Origin of the sequence: Pseudomonas sp. NFACC46-3 (genome assembly GCF_900114515.1) — a bacterium.
Lineage (GTDB): Bacteria > Pseudomonadota > Gammaproteobacteria > Pseudomonadales > Pseudomonadaceae > Aquipseudomonas > Aquipseudomonas fluorescens_Q.
This window is the reverse complement of sequence record NZ_FOTH01000022.1, coordinates 1-19,586: the sequence shown is the minus strand read 5'-3', so window position 1 is coordinate 19,586 and position 19,586 is coordinate 1. Positions and strand designations below refer to the sequence as shown.

At 62.1% G+C, this 19,586-nt stretch carries 14 protein-coding genes; 12 read left to right on the top strand and 2 right to left on the bottom strand.

The window, feature by feature from the left end; translation table 11 throughout:
* The first annotated feature begins 289 nt into the window (after positions 1 to 289).
* Entirely contained in the window at positions 290 to 553 is a 264-nt protein-coding gene (locus tag BM300_RS20385; protein WP_018612353.1) for a hypothetical protein, read from the top strand.
* A 144-nt stretch (positions 554 to 697) separates the two neighbouring features.
* Here the strand turns inward: BM300_RS20385 and BM300_RS20380 are convergent, their stop codons facing one another.
* Together BM300_RS20380 and BM300_RS20375 are read right to left on the bottom strand one after the other, a co-directional pair.
* On the bottom strand, positions 698 to 1,801 hold the full coding sequence (locus BM300_RS20380; protein WP_003177576.1) for a choline metabolism transcriptional regulator GbdR: 1,104 nt from the start codon (positions 1,799 to 1,801) through the stop codon (positions 698 to 700).
* Positions 1,802 to 2,399: 598 nt separating this feature from the next.
* Positions 2,400 to 3,776, bottom strand: a complete 1,377-nt coding sequence (locus BM300_RS20375; RefSeq protein WP_092146280.1) for an L-serine ammonia-lyase — start codon at positions 3,774 to 3,776, stop codon at positions 2,400 to 2,402.
* 424 nt (positions 3,777 to 4,200) lie between these two features.
* On the opposite strand from BM300_RS20375, the gene BM300_RS20370 reads away from it, so the two are divergent.
* From BM300_RS20370 to BM300_RS20320, 11 genes are all read left to right on the top strand, one after another.
* On the top strand, positions 4,201 to 5,148 hold the full coding sequence (locus tag BM300_RS20370) for a choline ABC transporter substrate-binding protein (RefSeq protein WP_063324026.1): 948 nt from the start codon (positions 4,201 to 4,203) through the stop codon (positions 5,146 to 5,148).
* A gap of 71 nt (positions 5,149 to 5,219) precedes the next feature.
* The gene (gene choW, locus BM300_RS20365) at positions 5,220 to 6,065 is read left to right on the top strand and encodes a choline ABC transporter permease subunit (protein ID WP_014340605.1); all 846 of its coding nucleotides are present in this window, start codon (positions 5,220 to 5,222) and stop codon (positions 6,063 to 6,065) included.
* Positions 6,062 to 7,240, top strand: coding sequence for a choline ABC transporter ATP-binding protein (choV, locus tag BM300_RS20360; RefSeq protein ID WP_063324024.1), 1,179 nt, complete (start codon positions 6,062 to 6,064; stop codon positions 7,238 to 7,240). The genes choW and choV overlap by 4 nt, the downstream gene beginning before the upstream one ends.
* 492 nt (positions 7,241 to 7,732) lie before the next feature.
* Positions 7,733 to 8,353: a transcriptional regulator BetI gene (gene betI, locus BM300_RS20355; RefSeq protein ID WP_063324023.1), complete on the top strand. Its 621-nt coding sequence runs from the start codon at positions 7,733 to 7,735 to the stop codon at positions 8,351 to 8,353.
* Positions 8,354 to 8,433: 80 nt separating this feature from the next.
* A complete protein-coding gene (betB, locus tag BM300_RS20350) occupies positions 8,434 to 9,906 on the top strand; it encodes a betaine-aldehyde dehydrogenase (RefSeq protein ID WP_092146278.1) in 1,473 nt (490 codons plus the stop codon).
* Between the two features lie 218 nt (positions 9,907 to 10,124).
* On the top strand, positions 10,125 to 11,828 hold the full coding sequence (betA, locus tag BM300_RS20345; RefSeq protein ID WP_063324021.1) for a choline dehydrogenase: 1,704 nt from the start codon (positions 10,125 to 10,127) through the stop codon (positions 11,826 to 11,828).
* A gap of 212 nt (positions 11,829 to 12,040) precedes the next feature.
* The gene (locus tag BM300_RS20340; protein ID WP_092345276.1) at positions 12,041 to 13,483 is read left to right on the top strand and encodes a TldD/PmbA family protein; all 1,443 of its coding nucleotides are present in this window, start codon (positions 12,041 to 12,043) and stop codon (positions 13,481 to 13,483) included.
* The gene (locus BM300_RS20335; RefSeq protein ID WP_092463798.1) at positions 13,483 to 14,820 is read left to right on the top strand and encodes a TldD/PmbA family protein; all 1,338 of its coding nucleotides are present in this window, start codon (positions 13,483 to 13,485) and stop codon (positions 14,818 to 14,820) included. Before BM300_RS20340 ends, BM300_RS20335 begins: the two co-directional genes overlap by 1 nt.
* Positions 14,821 to 15,016: 196 nt before the next feature.
* Complete coding sequence (mdtD, locus tag BM300_RS20330) at positions 15,017 to 16,444, top strand: multidrug transporter subunit MdtD (protein WP_092221445.1); 1,428 nt, start codon at positions 15,017 to 15,019, stop codon at positions 16,442 to 16,444.
* Positions 16,445 to 16,767: 323 nt separating this feature from the next.
* Positions 16,768 to 18,105 (top strand): ATP-dependent RNA helicase DbpA, encoded by a 1,338-nt coding sequence (gene dbpA, locus BM300_RS20325; RefSeq protein ID WP_256572627.1) that lies wholly within the window; start codon positions 16,768 to 16,770, stop codon positions 18,103 to 18,105.
* 188 nt (positions 18,106 to 18,293) lie between these two features.
* The gene (locus tag BM300_RS20320) at positions 18,294 to 19,472 is read left to right on the top strand and encodes a BaiN/RdsA family NAD(P)/FAD-dependent oxidoreductase (protein WP_092463795.1); all 1,179 of its coding nucleotides are present in this window, start codon (positions 18,294 to 18,296) and stop codon (positions 19,470 to 19,472) included.
* The last annotated feature ends 114 nt before the right edge of the window (positions 19,473 to 19,586 follow it).

Below are 19,586 nucleotides of genomic sequence, written 5' to 3'. Positions count from 1 at the left end.
GTTCATCGCCAGACACCCAAGCTTTCCCTGATTCACAGGCAAAAAAATCCCCGATCAAGCCGTGACAGGATCGGGGCAGGTTGCGTTACTGGAGGAGCTGTCGCGCGAGGGTGACCAGACCATCGTGATTCAGCTTGAGGTCAGTGTGCCCAGTCCAGCTCCGTGCAAGTTAGCCGAAAACGACGCCTCCATAGTCATTCATGACATTGCGACCATTTGCCCTTGCCGCCGCTTCGGGTGGCTACCAGAATCGAGACACGACCCCAATCCCTGAACAAGGAAAAGCGTCATGATGTACGCCGATTTGATCGACCAGGAAGACCTGCTGGGCCATCTCAAGGCCCTGGGCCTGCAAATACCCAGCGGCTCCACCGCCGAGCAGGCGTGCGAGTGCGCCGTGCGGGGGCTGGACACCGTCCGGGCCAATGATTTGCGGCGGATGGTCAAGGAGATGTACACCAGCAGCGCCACTATCCTGCCGGCCGTGCGCCAGGCGATTGATAAGCAGCTGTTGCCGGCGTTGATGCAATACCAGCAGAACCATAGCGCCTGACCCTGTGGCGAGGGAGCTTGCTCCCGCTCGGCCGCAAAGCGGTCGTAAAACCAGCGAATGCCATTTGACTGATACACCGCATAGGCCGGTTTTGGGACTGCTTCGCAGTCCAGCGGGAGCAAGCTCCCTCGCCACAGAAAGCTGCTAGAGCCTCACACTGGCAAACGTCGACTCATTACGTGCCTGGCTCAGCGCCGACAGCGGGCCGGACAATGGCGACAGCACCAACGCCTGCGGCAACGGCATCATCGCCACCTGCTGCGTGGTGTTGGAACCGACGCGTTCGTCACGCGGCGGAATGCCGAAGTATTCGCGGTAGCACTTGGAGAAGTGCGGGGTGGAGACGAAGCCGCACACCGAGGCCACTTCGATGATCGACATCGGCGTCTGCTTGAGCAGTTGCCGTGCACGAATCAACCGCAGCTTGAGGTAATAGCGCGACGGCGAGCAGTGCAGGTATTTCTGGAACAACCGCTCCAGCTGACGCCGGGACACGGCGACGTACACCGCCAGTTCATCCAGGTCGATCGGCTCTTCGAGGTTGGCTTCCATCAGCGCAACGATTTCCTGCAACTTTGGCTGGTTGGTGCCGAGCATGTGCTTGAGCGGCACACGCTGGTGATCCTGTTCGTTGCGGATACGCTCGTAGACGAACATTTCCGAGATCGCTGCCGACAGTTCACGGCCATGATCACGGCTGATCAGGTGCAGCATCATGTCCAACGGCGCGGTGCCGCCGGAGCTGGTGAAGCGGTTACGGTCGAGGGTGAACAAGCGGGTACTCATCGATACCCGTGGGAAAGCTTCCTGCATTGCCGCCAGGCATTCCCAGTGCACGCTGCAATCGAAGCCGTCCAGCAGACCGGCGCAGGCCAGGGCCCAACTGCCGGTACAAACCGCGCCGAGGCGACGGGATTGGCGGGCCTGGCTCTGCAGCCACGACACGTGTTCGCGGGTCACGGTACGCTGGATGCCGATGCCGCCACAGACGATGACAGTATCCAGGGCCGGCGCCTTGTGCATCGAGGCGTCGGGGGTGATCTGCAAGCCGTCGCTGGCCCAGACCTGGCCACCATCGACTGTGAGGGTCGTCCAGCGATATAGCTCGCGACCGGACAGTTGGTTGGCCATGCGTAGCGGTTCTACCGCGGACGCCAGGGAAATCAGCGTGAAATTGTCCAGCAGCAAAAAGCCGATGGATTGAGGCGCACGGTTCTGGGGTTGGGCCCCGGAGTTGGACGTCGTCATCGCGGTATCTCCTCACACAAAGCGGGTGATGGCCTCAGGCGGAGGCTCTTTTTATTGGGTTATTTGCCATTGCTCTCCACGAGGGAGACGGGCTTTACAGTGTTACAGCAATTGTCATGCCTAAATTGAATACGCGTTCAATAAATCCTGAAAACGACATCGCGACCTGTCTATTCAAGGTGTATTTCGAGGGACGGTTATCAGGACTTTGGCGGGTGTCAGGGCCCCGTCACGCGGCACCGTGAGCAGATCGGTAGCACTTGTGGGAACTGGGCTGCGGGGCTTGCGCAACAGGTATCACCACAAGTGCGGCGACGGACGGTCGCGTGGCACCCGACGGTGGGGCCGACCGTTCGTCTCTTGTCTGTTTGCGACGCGCTAAAAGGTGGCGTGTTTCGAGGTGGGTGTGCATTTTACGAGCGGTTTTAGTTCTTTGTGGCGAGTGGATTTGTGGCGAGGGGATTTATCCCCGCTGGGCTGCGCAGCAGCCCTCGACTCATACACATCTGTAAAACCATAGGGGGCCGCTTCGCAGCCCAACGGGGATAAATCCCCTCGCCACAGGTGCTGGCCTAAAGAGGGCAGTGGGAGCTTTGGATCAGCACTCCACCGCACTGACCGCCAAGCCGCCGCGCGAGGTCTCTTTGTATTTGTCATGCATGTCGGCACCGGTATCACGCATGGTGCGGATCACCCGGTCCAGGGAGATGAAGTGCTGGCCGTCACCCCGCAGCGCCATTTGCGCGGCATTGATGGCTTTCACCGCGGCAATCGCGTTGCGCTCGATGCACGGCACCTGCACCAGGCCGCCCACCGGATCGCAGGTCAGGCCGAGGTTGTGTTCCAGGCCGATTTCCGCCGCGTTGCACAGTTGCTCCGGCGTGGCCCCGAGGATCTCCGCCAGGCCTGCCGCCGCCATGGCGCAGGCCGATCCCACTTCACCTTGGCAACCGACTTCGGCGCCAGAAATCGATGCGTTCTTCTTGCACAGGATCCCGACGGCCGCCGCACCGAGGAAATAATCCACGACGTTGGCGTCGGTGACCGCTTCGCTGAACTTCATGAAGTAATGCAGCACCGCCGGAATGATCCCCGCCGCGCCATTGGTCGGCGCCGTGACCATGCGTCCGCCGGCGGCGTTCTCCTCGTTGACCGCCAAGGCGAACAGGTTGACCCACTCCATGGCGCTGAGGGTCGAGCCGATGACATTGGGTTTGTTCAGCTCTTGCAGGCTGCGATGCAACTTGGCCGCCCGCCGACGCACATTCAAACCGCCTGGCAGGATGCCTTCGTGCTTGAGGCCCTGCTCGACGCAATCCTGCATGGCCCGCCACAGTTTCATCAGGCCACTGCGGATCTCTTCTTCGGACCGCCAGACCTTTTCGTTGGCCAGCATCAACTCGGCTACTCGCAAGTTGTGGGTACGGCACAGCTCAAGCAATTCTTCGGCGCTGGAGAAATCGTAAGGCAGCTCAGTGCTGTCCAGATCCACCACGCCACTGGAGGCCTGGGCCTGATCGACGACAAAGCCACCGCCGACCGAGTAATAAGTGTCACGGTGCAGCTCGCCGTCGGCGCCCTCGGCCACCAGCGTCATCGCATTGGGATGGAACGGCAGGTTCTCGTCGATCAGGCGCATGTCCCGGGACCATACGAACGGCACCGGCAGGCGACCGTCGAGCAGCAGGGTCTGGGTTTCACGCAGCAGCTCGATACGCGGGCCGATCTGCGACGGGTCGATTGCGTCCGGCCACTCCCCCATCAGGCCCATGATCACGGCGTTGTCGCTGCCGTGGCCAATGCCGGTGGCCGACAGCGAACCGAACAATTGCACCTCGACCCGGCGCACATCATTGAGCAGGGCCTTTGCCTTCAGCGCTTCAACGAACAGCGCCGCGGCACGCATGGGGCCCACGGTGTGGGAACTGGACGGGCCGATACCGATTTTGAACAAGTCGAAAACGCTGATTGCCATTGCCGAAAACCTCCAGAACAGGCACATCCGGGCGCAGAAGCGTCCGGTGACGGAGCTGCTACGCTCAACGCCGGGATGGCCGCATCATCCGGTTTTTGCCTTGGGGTCCGACGTCTGACACCGACGCAATCATGCCCAGCAACGCCGTCCCGTCCTGGCCCCGGTTTTGCGCCGTTTTTCTGCGTATCAGAGGCCCGCCAGGGGCGGAAAAAATCTGTAAACGACGTCACCGACACTGGATGCGACCCTCCCTGTACTGGATACGACCCACCCTGTAGGCGTCAGATTTGCACTGGTACATGATCGGTTACGGCTCGTTTGCAAGGCCGCGTGTCAGAGAGTGCCCACGCGCCACCAACCGCAACATCCAATAAGCGCGGTTGTCCTGACCGGACACCGCCGATAAAACACCAGGAGTCCACCCATGAAAGGTTCCACATCGTTGTTGTTGGCCGCCATGCTGAGTCTTCCGATGCTGGCCAACGCTGCTGAACCCGAACAGTGCAGCACCGTCAATTTCTCCGATGTCGGCTGGACCGACATCACCGTGACCACCGCTACCACCAGCGTGGTGCTCGACGCCCTCGGCTACAAGACCAAGACCACCATGATTTCCGTGCCGGTGACCTACAAGTCCCTGGCCGATGGCAAGAACATGGATGTATTCCTCGGCAACTGGATGCCGACCATGGAAAACGACATCAAGGCCTACCGCGAAGCCGGCACCGTGGAAACCGTGCGCACCAACCTCAAGGGCGCCAAGTACACCCTCGCCGTGCCTCAGGCTTTGTATGACAAAGGCCTGCACGACTTCGCCGATATCCCCAAATTCAAGAAAGAGCTGGACGGCAAGATCTACGGCATCGAACCCGGCAACGACGGCAACCGCCTGATCCAGAGCATGATCGAAAAGAACGCCTTCGGCCTGAAGGACGCAGGCTTCAAAGTCGTCGAGTCGAGTGAAGCGGGCATGCTCTCGCAGGTCGACCGTGCCGCCAAGCGTGGCACCGACGTGGTGTTCCTCGGCTGGGCACCACATCCGATGAACACCCGTTTCAAGATCCAGTACCTGACCGGCGGCGACGACTTCTTCGGCCCCGACTTCGGTGCCGCTACCGTGGCGACCAACACCCGCAAGGGCTACAGCCAGGAATGCAGCAACGTTGGCCAACTGTTGAAAAACCTGGAGTTCACCGTCGACATGGAAAGCCAGCTGATGGGCAACGTGCTCGATGACAAGATGAAACCTGAGGCCGCCGCCAAGGCTTGGCTGAAGAAAAACCCACAGGTACTCGATACCTGGCTCGCTGGCGTGACCACCATTGACGGTAAACCTGGCCTGGAAGCCGTGAAAGCCAAACTTGCGCAATAACTGCTGATGTTATGCCGGGCGAGTTCGCTCGCCCGGGCTGTTTATTCCCTTGCATGCGGACGTTCACTACCATGCTTATTGATCAGAAAATACCTTTGGGCCAGTACATCGCGGGCTTTGTCGAATGGTTGACGCAAAACGGCGCCAACACATTCGACGCAATCGCGCTGTTCCTGGAAACGATGATTCACGGCGTGACGTTCGCGCTGACCTGGTTCAACCCCCTGGCCCTGATCGGCCTCATTGCGCTATTGGCGCACTTCATCCAGCGCAAATGGGGCCTGACCGTATTCGTCATCGCGTCCTTCCTGCTGATCCTCAACCTGGGTTACTGGCAAGAAACCATGGAAACCCTCGCCCAGGTGCTGTTCGCGACCCTGGTTTGCGTACTGATCGGCGTGCCGCTGGGCATTGTTGCCGCGCACAAGCCGATGTTCTACACAATGATGCGTCCGGTGCTCGATCTGATGCAGACCGTACCGACCTTCGTTTACCTCATTCCTACCCTGACCCTCTTCGGGCTGGGTGTGGTCCCAGGCTTGATCTCCACGGTGGTGTTCGCGATTGCCGCGCCCATCCGCCTGACCTACCTGGGCATCCGCGACGTACCGGACGAACTGATGGACGCCGGCAAAGCCTTCGGCTGCTCCCGTCGCCAGCTCCTGTCGCGCATTGAACTGCCCCATGCGATGCCCAGCATCGCGGCCGGTATCACCCAGTGCATCATGCTGTCGTTGTCGATGGTGGTGATCGCCGCACTGGTGGGCGCCGATGGCCTGGGCAAACCCGTGGTCAACGCACTGAACACCGCCGATATCGCCCTGGGCTTCGAAGCCGGCCTGGCGATCGTATTGCTGGCGATCATGCTCGACCGAATCTGCAAACAACCCGACGCTAAAGTAGGGGGTGACGCATGAGCATCATTCGTTTCGAAGACGTCGATGTTATTTTCTCCAACCGCCCCAAGGCCGCGCTGGACCTGCTGGACAAGGGCCTATCGCGACCCGAGATCCTGCAGCAGACCGGCCTGATCGTCGGTGTGGAAAAAGCCAGCCTGTCCATCGAGAAGGGTGAGATCTGCGTCCTGATGGGCCTTTCCGGCTCCGGTAAATCCAGCCTGCTGCGCTGCATCAATGGCTTGAACACGGTCAGTCGTGGCAAGTTGTTCGTCGAGCATGAAGGGCGGCAGATCGACATCGCTTCCTGCTCCCCTGCCGAACTGAAGATGATGCGCACCAAGCGCATCGCCATGGTGTTCCAGAAGTTCGCCCTGATGCCTTGGCTGACCGTGCGCGAGAACATCAGCTTCGGGCTGGAAATGCAGGGCCGTCCCGAGAAGGAACGGCGCAAGCTGGTGGATGAGAAGCTGGAGCTGGTGGGCCTGACCCAGTGGCGCAACAAGAAACCCGACGAGCTGTCCGGCGGTATGCAGCAACGGGTCGGCCTGGCCCGCGCCCTGGCGATGGACGCCGACATCCTGCTGATGGACGAACCGTTTTCGGCCCTCGACCCGCTGATCCGCCAGGGTTTGCAGGACGAACTGTTGGAACTGCAACGCAAACTGCAAAAGACCATCGTGTTCGTCAGCCATGACCTGGACGAAGCCCTGAAGCTGGGTACGCGGATCGCCATCATGAAAGACGGCAAGATCATCCAGTACAGCAAGCCGGAAGAGATCGTGCTCAACCCGGCGGACGACTATGTGCGCACCTTCGTCGCCCACACCAACCCACTCAACGTCCTGTGCGGTCGCAGCCTGATGCGCACCCTGGACAACTGCAAGCGCATCAACGGTTCGGTGTGCCTGGACCCGGGCGGCGACTCCTGGCTCGACCTGGCCGAAGGCAACACCATCAAGGGCGCCCGTCAGAATGGCGCGGCGCTGGACCTGCAGAACTGGGTACCGGGCCAAGCCGTCGAAGACCTGGGCCGGCGTCCGACCCTGGTTGATTCCAACATCGGCATGCGCGACGCGCTGCAGATCCGCTACCAGACCGGCAACAAACTGGTGCTCCACGATAACCAGCAAGTCGTCGGCATCCTGGGCGACAGCGAGCTGTACCACGCACTGCTGGGCAAGAACCTGGGCTAAGCCTGCACACGAAAACGCCGCGAGATGATCGCGGCGTTTTCGTTTGTGCATTTGCTGACTACTGACTACTGACTAGCTTGGCCTGAAATACAGTTGTGGCGAGGGGATTTATCCCCGCTGGGCTGCGAAGCAGCCCCAAAAGCCAGGTGTCTCGGTGTGTCAGACAACATGAGGTCGCCGCTTTTTGGGCTGCTGTGCAGCCCAACGGGGATAAATCCCCTCGCCACAACAGTATTCCAGCTATCAATGGGCGTTAGGCCTCCACACCAGCCGACGAGTGTTATAAAGACATCCCGAAAAAGTCCTCGCCCCGCACGGCGGGTTTCCCATGTGCCTTCAAGCGCCCTTTACACATGGAAATCCCGACAGACAGCGATGACTTGTCATAGAACCTGTTTTTTGTTGATTGAACGTTCAATCAAAACAAAATAGACTGGCTTTCATTCCGGCAGACGACTCTCGCCCGCCGGATGGCCTAAGGAGATGTGCTAGATGCCCAAGGTCGGTATGCAACCCATCCGCCGCCAACAACTGATCGAAGCCACGCTGCAAGCGGTCGATCAAGTCGGCATGGGGGACGCCAGCATTGCGTTGATCGCTCGTTTGGCCGGTGTCTCCAACGGCATCATCAGTCACTACTTTCAGGACAAGAATGGCCTGATCGCGGCCACGGCCCAGTACCTGATGACTGTCCTGAGCGAGAACGTCACCGCGCGCCGCCAGGCGCTGGAGGACACAAGCCCCCGGGCTCACCTGAAGGTGATCATCGAAGGCAACTTCGACGCCAGCCAGGTCAACGGCCCGGCAATGAAAACCTGGCTGGCCTTCTGGGCCACCAGCATGCACCACCCGTCTTTGCACAGGTTGCAGCGGATCAACGATCACCGCCTGTATTCCAACCTGTGTAGCCAGTTCCGCCGCGTGTTGCCCGTCGATCAGGCGCGCAGCGCAGCAAGGGGCCTGGCCGCGTTGATTGACGGTTTGTGGCTGCGCGGAGCGCTGTCGGGAGACGCGTTCGATACCGCCCAGGCGCACCGGATCGCTTACGAATACATGGATTTCCAACTGACCAAAGCAGGGGCACCAGAGCACACAGAACCGCTCGACTCCTGAACCGCCGCCGAACCGCGTAGTCAGCTATAAACGACACGCTCCGGTGGCCAGCCAACCACTTATGCACTTGCGAGGACTTTATGGCCCGTTTCGAACTGCAAAAACTCTACATCGATGGCGCGTACAGCGATGCCAGCGGCGACGCCACTTTCGAAGCCATCAACCCTGCCAACGGTGAGGTCCTTGCCCAAGTGCAGCGTGCGACTTTCGAGGACGTCGAGCGCGCCGTGGTCAGCGCCGAAAAGGGCCAGAAAGTCTGGGCCGCCATGACCGCCATGCAGCGTTCGCGCATCCTGCGTCGCGCGGTGGACATCCTGCGCGAGCGCAACGATGAGCTGGCCGCCCTGGAAACCCTGGACACCGGCAAGGCCTACTCCGAGACCCGCTATGTCGACATCGTCACCGGTGCCGATGTGCTGGAATACTACGCCGGCCTGGTGCCCGCTATCGAAGGCGAGCAGATCCCGTTGCGCGACACGTCTTTCGTCTACACCCGTCGCGAACCCCTGGGCGTAGTGGCTGGTATCGGCGCGTGGAACTACCCGATCCAGATCGCCCTGTGGAAATCCGCACCGGCCCTGGCAGCCGGTAACGCGATGATCTTCAAGCCGAGCGAAGTCACCTCGCTGACCACCTTGAAACTGGCCGAGATCTATACCGAAGCCGGCGTTCCGCCAGGCGTCTTCAATGTCCTGACCGGCAGCGGCCGTGAAGTCGGCACCTGGCTGACCGAGCACCCGCGCATCGAGAAAGTCTCCTTCACCGGCGGCACCGACACTGGCAAGAAAGTCATGGCCAGCGCCTCGAGTTCTTCGCTCAAGGACGTGACCATGGAACTGGGCGGCAAGTCGCCGTTGATCATCTTCGACGACGCCGACCTGGATCGCGCCGCCGACACCGCGATGATGGCCAACTTCTACAGTTCCGGCCAGGTCTGCACCAACGGCACCCGCGTGTTCGTGCCGAGCCATCTCAAGGCCGCCTTCGAAGCCAAGATCGCCGAGCGCGTGGCGCGCATCCGCATCGGTAATCCAGAGGACGAAAACACCAACTTCGGCCCGCTGGTGAGCTTCGCCCACATGGAAAGCGTGCTGGGCTACATCGAGAAAGGCAAAGCCGAAGGCGCGCGCCTGCTGTGCGGTGGTAGTCGCCTGACCGACGGTGAATTGGCCAAGGGCGCTTTCGTCGCCCCGACCGTGTTCACCGATTGCACCGACGAGATGACCATCGTGCGTGAAGAAATCTTCGGCCCGGTGATGAGCATCCTCACTTATGAAACCGAAGAAGAAGTGATCCGCCGCGCCAACGACACCGACTTCGGCCTGGCCGCCGGCGTCGTCACCCGCGACCTGAACCGCGCCCACCGCGTGATCCACCAGCTCGAAGCCGGTATCTGCTGGATCAATGCCTGGGGTGAGTCCGATGCCAAGATGCCGGTGGGCGGCTACAAGCAATCGGGCGTGGGCCGGGAAAACGGCATCAGTTCGCTGAACAACTTCACCCGCATCAAGTCGGTGCAGGTCGAACTGGGCGATTACGCGTCGGTGTTCTGATTGGACATGAGGCCTTGAGTGAACGCTGTTGTGGCGAGGGGATTTATCCCCGTGGGGCTGCGTAGCAGCCCCTCCCCAAGGCCCCCCCATTCTTCAGACAAACCCAGTCGCTGATTTACGACTGCTGCGCAGCCGAACGGGGATAAATCCCCTCGCCACAGGTTCTGCGGCGTCAAGGCGACCACGACCTGAACCCAATTCAAAAGAGGGTGCATTTCATGTCCCACGTATTCGACTACATCATCATCGGCGCCGGCTCGGCCGGTAACACCCTGGCCACCCGCCTGACCGAAGACGAAGGCGTCACCGTCCTGCTGCTCGAAGCCGGCGGCCCGGACTATCGCCTCGACTTCCGTACGCAAATGCCCGCCGCCCTGGCGTTCCCGCTGCAAGGCCGGCGCTACAACTGGGCCTACGAGACCGACCCGGAGCCGCACATGAACGGCCGCCGCATGGAGTGCGGTCGAGGCAAGGGCCTGGGCGGCTCTTCGCTGATCAACGGCATGTGCTACATCCGCGGCAACGCCCTGGACTATGACAACTGGGCAAAACTGCCTGGCCTCGAGGACTGGACGTACCTGGACTGCCTGCCTTACTTCAGGAAAGCGGAGACCCGGGACATCGGCCCGAACGATTACCACGGCGGCGACGGTCCGGTCAGCGTGACCACCCCCAAGGCCGGCAACAACCCGTTGTTCCACGCCATGGTCGAGGCCGGCGTACAGGCCGGTTACCCGCGTACCGAAGACCTCAACGGCTACCAGCAGGAAGGCTTCGGCCCGATGGACCGTACCGTCACCCCCAATGGCCGTCGTGCCAGTACCGCGCGCGGATACCTGGACGTGGCCAAGAAGCGTTCGACCCTGACCATCGTCACCCACGCCCTGACCGACAAGATCCTGTTCGAAGGCAAGCGTGCGGTCGGCGTGCGTTACCTGGTGGGCGCCGCCGAAGAGCGGGTCGAAGCCCGGGCGCGCAAGGAAGTGCTGCTGTGCTCCGGCGCCATCGCCTCGCCACAGATCCTGCAACGCTCTGGCGTCGGTCCGGCCAAGCTGCTGGAAAGCCTCGACATCCCGGTGGTCCACGACCTGCCGGGTGTCGGTGAAAATCTGCAGGATCACCTCGAGTTGTACCTGCAATACGCCTGCACCCAACCGGTCTCGCTGTACCCGTCGCTGCTCTGGTACAACCAGCCGGCCATCGGTGCCGAGTGGCTGTTCAACGGCACCGGTATCGGCGCCAGCAACCAGTTCGAGGCCGGCGGTTTCATCCGCACCCGCCCGGAATTCGATTGGCCGAACATCCAGTACCACTTCCTGCCCGTGGCGATTAACTACAACGGCAGCAACGGCGTGAAGGAACACGGCTTCCAGGCGCACATGGGCTCGATGCGCTCGCCAAGCCGCGGCCGGATCCAGGCCAAGTCCAAGGACCCGCGCCAGCACCCGAGCATCCTGTTCAACTACATGGCGACCGAGCAGGACTGGCAGGAATTTCGCGATGGCATTCGCCTGACCCGCGAGATCATGCAGCAGCCGGCGCTCGATCCGTTCCGTGGCCGCGAGATCAGCCCGGGCATCGAGGTGCAGACGGACGCGCAACTGGACCAGTTCATCCGCGAGCACGCCGAAACCGCGTTCCACCCGTCCTGCTCGTGCAAGATGGGCACCGACGACATGGCGGTGGTGGATGGCGAAGGTCGCGTGCATGGCATGCAAGGACTGCGCGTGGTGGATGCCTCGATCATGCCGATCATCACCACCGGCAACCTGAACGCGCCGACGATCATGATCGCCGAGAAAATCGCCGACAAGATCCGTGGTCGCAAGCCATTGCCACGCAGCACTGCCCCGTACTACGTGGCCGGCGATGCGCCGGTGCGCGGCAAGCCACTGCGGGAAGTCGGGCCTATGGCCCAGTAAGACTCAAGCTCGCTTGGATAAAGATCGCTCCCACGCAGAGCGTGGGAATGATCTCCAACGATCTTTACAGCAGCATCCTGCTCGCGATGGCGCTCGACCAGGCCCTCAAATTCCCTTCTACCTTGATCCCACCCCCACCCCAGGCCTAATCTAGAGCCGCCGCGTCAAATCACCGCACTGCGCCGCACCCTCGCTCCAGACAAGGAGGTTCCATGTTCGACTTCCACCCCCAGCTCAAGCAGCGTTTTGCTGCCTTGCGCACGGGCGCTGAATTCTTTTCCCTGCGTTACGTGCGCGAGTCCGGCCAGCACCTGTCGGTGCGCAAGAATGTCGCCGAACCGCCCAGCCTGGGCCGTGATGAAGGGGCGATGCTCACGGTGCGGGTCAACGGGGTCGAGGCGTATGCCGCTACCAACGATCTGTCCCAAACCGGCCTGCAAGCGGCGCTGGAACGAGCCGAGCAACAGGCCCGCCGGCTCAAGCCCCACGCCCTGCTAGACCTGCGCGAGCAAGCGGTGTCCAGCGACCGCGCCGATTACTTCTCGCCGAATTTCGACCAGGCCTTCCCACCACTGAGCGATTGCTACCAATTGCTCGGCGACGAGTCAGCCGCAGTGCCTCAGGACGAGCGCCTGGTGAACTGGCAAGCCAGCATCGGCCTGACCCAGGTCGAGCAGATCTACCTCAACAGTGCCGGTGCTGAATTGCGCCAGGCCCAACGTTTCATCTACCCAGCCCTGGAAGTCACCGCCTTCGACGGCAACGACAGCCAGACCCGCACCCTGGGCCGGGAAAATTTCGGCCAGCAAGGCAGCTTCGATGTGATCAGCCGCAGCGGCCTGCTCGGCGCCGGGCTGAAAATCGCCGACCAGGCCCTGCAACTGCTGCTGGCACCGAACACCCCGCAAGGCCCCCGCGACCTGCTGCTGATGCCTGACCAGATGATGTTGCAGATCCACGAATCCATCGGCCATCCGCTGGAACTGGACCGCATCCTCGGGGACGAGCGCAATTACGCCGGCACCAGCTTCGTCAAGGCCAGCGACTTCGGACACCTGCAATACGGCTCCAACCTCTTGAACGTGACCTTCGACCCGAACATTCCCGAAGAATTGGCCAGCTACAGCCATGACGACGATGGCAGCGCCGCCAGCAAACAGTTCCTGATTCGTGAAGGCCTGCTGCTGCGTCCACTGGGCGGCGCACTGTCACAGTTCCGTGCTGGCCTGGACGGTGTCGCCAACAGCCGCGCCTGCGGCTGGAATCGCCCGCCCATCGACCGCATGGCAAACCTGAACATCGAACCCGGCGACCAATCCCTGGAACAACTGATCCAAGGCACCGAGCACGGCGTGCTGATGCGCACCAACCGTTCCTGGTCCATCGACGACGCCCGCAACAAATTCCAGTTCGGCTGCGAATGGGGCCAGTTGATCGAGAACGGCGAGCTCAAGGGCGTGGTGAAGAACCCCAACTACCGGGGTATTTCCGCGCAATTCTGGAAGAGCCTGCGCGCCGTGGGCGATGCCAGCACCTTCCAGGTCCTGGGCACGCCGAACTGTGGCAAGGGCGAACCGAACCAGGTCATCCGCGTCGGCCATGCCTCGCCGGCCTGCGTGTTCAGCAACGTTGATGTGTTTGGGGGAGATGCCTGATGAGCACTGTCAAGAATCCGGCCGAGGCATTCAAGGCGTTGGTCGAGTGGCTGCGCGATGCCTTGCACGAGCCTGAACAGTTCACCCTCGGCTACGCCGCCGAGTCCTCGGCCTTCGTCCGTTTCAACCATGGCAAGGTCCGCCAGGCCGGCCTGGTGCAGCAAGCCAATGTCAGTTTCAAACTGATCGACGACGGACGCCACGCCGACTTGCAGATCACCTTGTCCGGCGAAGCCGAGACGGATTTGCAACGTTTGGCCGAAGGCCTGCAACAGCTGCGCGAAACCTTGCCGCTGCTGCCCCGCGATCCATACCTGCTGCTCAACCACGCCCACTGGCAGAGCCATAACGTGCAGGACCATCCGTTGCCGGACACCGAGCAGGCCGTGGCCGAAATCAGCCGCGCCGCCGAAGGCCTGGACCTGGTGGGGTTCTACGCCGCCGGGCCCATCAGTCGAGGTTTCGCCAGTTCTGCGGGGGCGTTCGGCTGGCACCAGGCCAACAGCTTCAACTTCGATTTCAGCCTGTTCCATGAAAACGGCCAGGCCGTGAAAGCCAGTTACGCCGGGCATGAATGGAGCAGTGACGGATTTTCCCGGCGCTTCGAACAGGCCCGCGAGCAACTGGCGTTTCTCGGCCTGCCGTTGCGCACGTTGCCGCCCGGCGAATACCGCGCCTACCTGGCGCCGGCCGCCCTGGAAGAGATCATGGGCATGCTCAGTTGGGGTGGGTTCTCGGCCCGGGCGATTGCCAGCAAGCAGAGCCCGTTGCAGAAGTTCTACGCCAACGAAGCAAGCTTGAGCCCCAACGTGTGGCTGAGCGAGCAGGTCAGCGGCTCCTTGAGCCCGGCGTTTTCCGACGAAGGTTATCCCCGCGATGACCTGGGGCTGATCGCCAAGGGCACGGCCAATGCGCAGTTGGTCAACTCCCGCAGCGCCGCTGAATACGGCCTCGCCGCCAACGGCGCCAGCAGCTACGAATACCCTACGGCGCTGGACATGCGGGGCGGACAGCTGGAGCACAAATACATCCTCGAACAACTTGGCACCGGGCTGTACATCAGCAACCTCTGGTACCTGAACTACTCGGACCAACCGGCCGCCCGCCTGACCGGCATGACCCGCTTCGCCACGTTCTGGGTCGAGAACGGCCAGATCGTCGCGCCGGTCAGCACCATGCGCTTCGACGACAGCGTCTACAGCCTGCTCGGCTCGCAACTCGAAGGCCTGACTCGAGAGCGGGAACTGCTGCTCTCGGCCAGCACCTACAGCCAGCGGGCCACGGCCTCGATGTTGTTGCCGGGGGCGCTGGTGAAGCGGTTGACCTTGACGTTGTAATGACCGGAGTTGTACCCCTGTGGCGAGGGAGCTTGCTCCCGCTCGACTGCGCAGCAGTCGCAAAACCCTGCTGACCCAACGCATCTGAAACACCGCGGTGCCTGGTTTTAGGGTTGCTTCGCAACCCAGCGGGAGCAAGCTCCCTCGCCACAACAGCGATACCTGTTCCTGATCAACACTTCATACAAGAGGTCCCATGCCCAACCGCGCACCGCTCGACGCCGTCACCGCCCGCTGGCTTCCGTGGGTGGTGGCGATTGCCTTCTTCATGCAGTCCCTGGACGGGACCATCCTCAACACCGCCCTGCCCGCCATGGCCAGCGACCTGGCGGAAAACCCGCTGCGCATGCAGGGCGTGATCATCGCCTACATGCTCACCGTGGCGTTGCTGATCCCAGCCTCGGGCTGGATCGCCGACCGTTTCGGCACCAAGAAGATTTTCTTCGGGGCGATCCTGCTGTTCAGCTTCGGCTCGTTGCTGTGCGCCTTATCCAATTCGTTGAGCATGCTGATCGGAGCCCGGGTCATCCAGGGCCTGGGCGGTGCGCTGATGCTGCCGGTGGGCAGGCTGGTGGTGCTGCGGGCGTATCCGCGCTCGGAACTGGTGCGGATCATGGGCTTCATCACCATCCCCGGCCTGCTCGGCCCGCTGATCGGCCCGACCATGGGCGGTTGGATGGTGGAGTACCTGACCTGGCACTGGATCTTCATCATCAACCTGCCGGTGGGCGTGATCGGCTGTTATGCGGTGTGGAAGTTCATCCCCGACCTGCGCGGCAGCGAGCGCACCCGGTTCGATGGCCTGGGGTTCCTGCTGTTCGGTGCGGCGATGGTGCTGATCACCATCGCCATGGAAGGCCTGGGTGAACTGCACCTGCCGCACCTGCGGGTGATGCTGTTGCTGTTCGGCGGCATGGCCTGCCTGGCGGCCTATTGGCTGCGGGCCGGGCACGTCGAGAATGCGCTGTTCCCGCCATCGCTGTTCAAGACCCGGACCTTCGCCGTGGGCATTCTTGGCAACCTGTTCGCGCGCCTGGGCAGCGGTGCCCTGCCGTTCCTGGTGCCGTTGCTGCTGCAAGTCGCCCTGGGCTATTCACCGTCCCAGGCCGGCATGAGCATGCTGCCCCTGGCAGCGGCGGCCATGGTCGCCAAGTCCGTGGCCCGGCCGCTGATCGAACACCTGGGCTATCGCATCGTCCTGACCGGCAACACCCTCGCCCTGGGCCTGATGCTGGCGAGCATGGGCCTGGTCAGCGAACAGACGCCGTATTGGCTATTGCTGGCGCAACTGGCGGTGCTGGGCGCGATCAACTCGCTGCAATTCACCGCGATGAACACCGTGACCCTGATCGACCTGGACGACGCCAGCGCCAGCAGCGGCAACAGCCTGCTGTCGGTGGTGGCGCAGCTGTCCCTGAGCCTCGGCGTGGCCTGCGCCGGCGCCCTGCTCGGCGGCTTTACCGCCCAGGTGGGTAACGACGGGGTCGATACCGTGCTGGGCGCGTTCCAGCTGACCTTCGTAACGGTGGGGATCATGGCGATGCTGGCAGCGACGATTTTTTCCCAGTTGTCCAAGCAGGATGGGCGGCGGCAGAAGCGTCACGACGAGCATATCGAGCACTAAGCCGAGCTTGAGTGGCTTCGGTGAGCTTTTGTGGCGAGGGGATTTATCCCCGCTGGGTTGCGAAGCAGCCCCAAAAAAGGTTGAACGCGATCAGCCTGGCTCACCGAGCTGACAGATTGGGGGCTGCTTCGCAGCCAGCGGGGATAAATCCCCTCGCCACAATAAATTCCCGCCACATGTTCTGCGGTTTGGCCCTCACAGCTCGTCCAGAACTTTCGAAGAAAGTGGCACGAGGCTGCTACACTGCGCAACATTTTGTTTTGCAGGCCAGTCCCGTGACCACCATTGCCACCGCTTTTAATACTTTGCCGCTGTCCGCCGCCATGCTGGCTAACCTCGAATCACTCGGTTATGCCCAGATGACGCCGATCCAGGCGCAAAGCTTGCCGGTGATTCTCAAGGGCATGGACCTGATCGCCCAGGCCAAGACCGGCAGCGGCAAGACCGCGGCTTTTGGCATCGGCCTGCTGAACCCGATCAACCCGCGCTTCTTCGGCTGCCAGGCCCTGGTGATGTGCCCGACCCGTGAGCTGGCCGACCAGGTCGCCAAGGAAATCCGTCGCCTGGCCCGCGCCGAAGACAACATCAAGGTCCTGACCCTGTGCGGTGGCGTGTCGTTCGGCCCGCAGATCGCTTCCCTGGAACACGGTGCCCACATCATCGTCGGCACGCCAGGACGCATCCAGCAGCACCTGCGCAAAGGTTCGCTGGTGCTCGATGGCCTCAACACGCTGATCCTCGACGAAGCCGACCGCATGCTCGACATGGGCTTCTACGACGCCATCGAAGACATCATCCAGCAGACCCCGGAACGCCGCCAGACGCTGCTGTTTTCCGCCACCTACCCGGTGGGCATCAAGCAACTGTCGTCCAAGTTCATGCGTAACCCGCAGCAAGTGAAGGCCGAGGCGTTCCACTCCGACGCGCAGATCGAGCAGCGCTTCTACGAGATCGCCCCCGAGGAACGCATGGACGCAGTGGTCAAGGTCCTGGCGCATTTCCGCCCGGCCTCCTGCGTGGCGTTCTGTTTCACCAAGCAGCAGGTCCAGGAAACCGTCGATCACCTGACGTCCAAGGGCATCTCGGCCGTCGGCCTGCACGGCGACCTGGAACAGCGCGACCGCGACCAGGTACTGGCGATGTTCGCCAACCGCAGCACCTCGGTGCTGGTAGCCACCGACGTGGCGGCCCGCGGCCTGGACATCGATGCACTGGACATGGTGATCAACGTCGAACTGGCCCGGGACTCGGAAATCCATATCCACCGTGTCGGCCGCACTGGCCGTGCCGGGGAGAAAGGCATCGCCATCAGCCTGGTGGCGCCGTCCGAAGCCCACCGCGCCCAGGCCATCGAGCAGTTGCAGAAGTCACCGCTGAGCTGGGACCAACTGGACAACCTCAAGCCCCAGGGCGGCGGCCCGTTGTTGCCGGCCATGAGCACTCTGTGCATCGGCGCCGGGCGCAAGGACAAGGTCCGCCCCGGCGACATCCTCGGTGCCCTGACCGGCGAGGCCGGCATCCCTGGCGCCCAGGTCGGCAAAATCGCGATCTTCGATTTCCAGGCCTACGTGGCCGTGGAACGCGGCATCGCCAAGCAGGCCCTGCAGCGCCTGAACGATGGCAAGATCAAGGGCCGGTCGTTGCGGGTGCGGATCCTCTGACCGCTGTTGATTCACCCTGTGGCGAGGGAGCTTGCTCCCGCTGGGCTGCGCAGCAGCCCTGAAAACCATGAACGCGATGCTTCAGACAGTTCGCTGGCTTTTCGACCGCTTCGCGCTCGAGCGGGAGCAAGCTCCCTCGCCACAAGAGCGAACTCCTGTCAGACCCCAGATATGCAGAGGACACCGTTTTGCGCTCTACCGAAGTCGTGATCATTGGCGCTGGCGCCGCAGGGTTGATGTGCGCACTGACCGCCGCCGCGCGCGGGCGGCAGGTGATGTTGCTGGACCACGCCAACAAGGCCGGCAAGAAAATCCTCATGTCGGGCGGTGGGCGCTGTAATTTCACCAACATGTACACCGAGCCAGGCAATTTCCTCTCGCAGAACCCGCACTTCTGCAAATCGGCCCTGGCCCGCTACACCCAATGGGACTTCATTGCCCTGGTGGCCAAGCACGGCGTGCCCTATCACGAGAAAAAGCTCGGCCAGTTGTTCTGCGATAACAAATCCAGCGACATCCTCGGCCTGCTCTTGGATGAATGCGACCAGGCCGGCGCCAGCCTGCATCTGGACACCTCGATTACACAGATCGAAAAAGCCGACGGCGGCTACCTGCTGCAAACCACCCTTGGCGCTATCGCCTGCCAGTCCCTGGTGATCGCCACGGGCGGGCTGTCGATCCCAACCCTGGGGGCGACCGGTTTCGGCTATCAGGTGGCAAAACAGTTTGGCCATGAACTGCTGCCCACCCGCGCCGGCCTGGTGCCGTTCACCATCACCGATCAGCTCAAGGCGCTGTGCACCGAGTTGTCAGGCACCTCGGTGGATTGCCTGGTGAGCTGCAACGACCAGAGCTTTCGCGAGAACATCCTGTTCACCCATCGCGGCCTGAGCGGTCCGGCAATCCTGCAGATTTCCTCGTTCTGGGAATCGGGGGACACGGTACAGATCAATCTGTTGCCGGACCACGACGTGCCGCAATGGCTGCAACAGCAGCAGAGCGAACGCCCCAATAGCGAGCTCAAGACGTTGCTGGGCGAGTTGTTCACCAAGAAAATGGCCAACCTGCTGGCCGACACCTGGTTCGTCTCCAAGCCCATGAAGCAATACACCCACGCGGAGCTGGCAGACATCGCCGAAAAACTGGCGAGCTGGAACGTCGTCCCCGCTGGCACCGAAGGCTACCGCACCGCAGAAGTCACCCTGGGCGGCGTCGATACCCGGGAAGTCTCGTCCAAGACCATGGAGTCGCTGAAAAGCCCCGGCCTGTATTTCATCGGCGAAGTGCTGGATGTCACGGGGCACCTGGGTGGGTTCAACTTCCAATGGGCGTGGGCTTCGGGGTATGCCGCCGCGCAGTACGTCTGATCCCCACCTGGGTTGAGCCTGCTTTTGTGGCGAGGGAGCTTGCTCCCGCTGGGCTGCGCAGCAGCCCCCTCTCAAGCTCACTCAATCAACCTGATCCACCGTGTCGCCGGGTTT

Excerpts from the sequence above, each read along its gene's own strand:
- BM300_RS20335 (WP_092463798.1), top strand. The coding sequence starts at position 13,483 with ATGAGCACTGTCAAGAATCCGGCCGAGGCATTCAAGGCGTTGGTCGAG.
- betI (WP_063324023.1), top strand. The coding sequence starts at position 7,733 with ATGCCCAAGGTCGGTATGCAACCCATCCGCCGCCAACAACTGATCGAA.
- choV (WP_063324024.1), top strand. The coding sequence starts at position 6,062 with ATGAGCATCATTCGTTTCGAAGACGTCGATGTTATTTTCTCCAACCGC.
- BM300_RS20385 (WP_018612353.1), top strand. The coding sequence starts at position 290 with ATGATGTACGCCGATTTGATCGACCAGGAAGACCTGCTGGGCCATCTC.
- dbpA (WP_256572627.1), top strand. The coding sequence starts at position 16,768 with ATGCTGGCTAACCTCGAATCACTCGGTTATGCCCAGATGACGCCGATC.
- BM300_RS20340 (WP_092345276.1), top strand. The coding sequence starts at position 12,041 with ATGTTCGACTTCCACCCCCAGCTCAAGCAGCGTTTTGCTGCCTTGCGC.
- mdtD (WP_092221445.1), top strand. The coding sequence starts at position 15,017 with ATGCCCAACCGCGCACCGCTCGACGCCGTCACCGCCCGCTGGCTTCCG.
- betA (WP_063324021.1), top strand. The coding sequence starts at position 10,125 with ATGTCCCACGTATTCGACTACATCATCATCGGCGCCGGCTCGGCCGGT.
- BM300_RS20370 (WP_063324026.1), top strand. The coding sequence starts at position 4,201 with ATGAAAGGTTCCACATCGTTGTTGTTGGCCGCCATGCTGAGTCTTCCG.
- BM300_RS20375 (WP_092146280.1), bottom strand. The coding sequence starts at position 3,776 with ATGGCAATCAGCGTTTTCGACTTGTTCAAAATCGGTATCGGCCCGTCC.
- betB (WP_092146278.1), top strand. The coding sequence starts at position 8,434 with ATGGCCCGTTTCGAACTGCAAAAACTCTACATCGATGGCGCGTACAGC.
- choW (WP_014340605.1), top strand. The coding sequence starts at position 5,220 with ATGCTTATTGATCAGAAAATACCTTTGGGCCAGTACATCGCGGGCTTT.
- BM300_RS20380 (WP_003177576.1), bottom strand. The coding sequence starts at position 1,801 with ATGACGACGTCCAACTCCGGGGCCCAACCCCAGAACCGTGCGCCTCAA.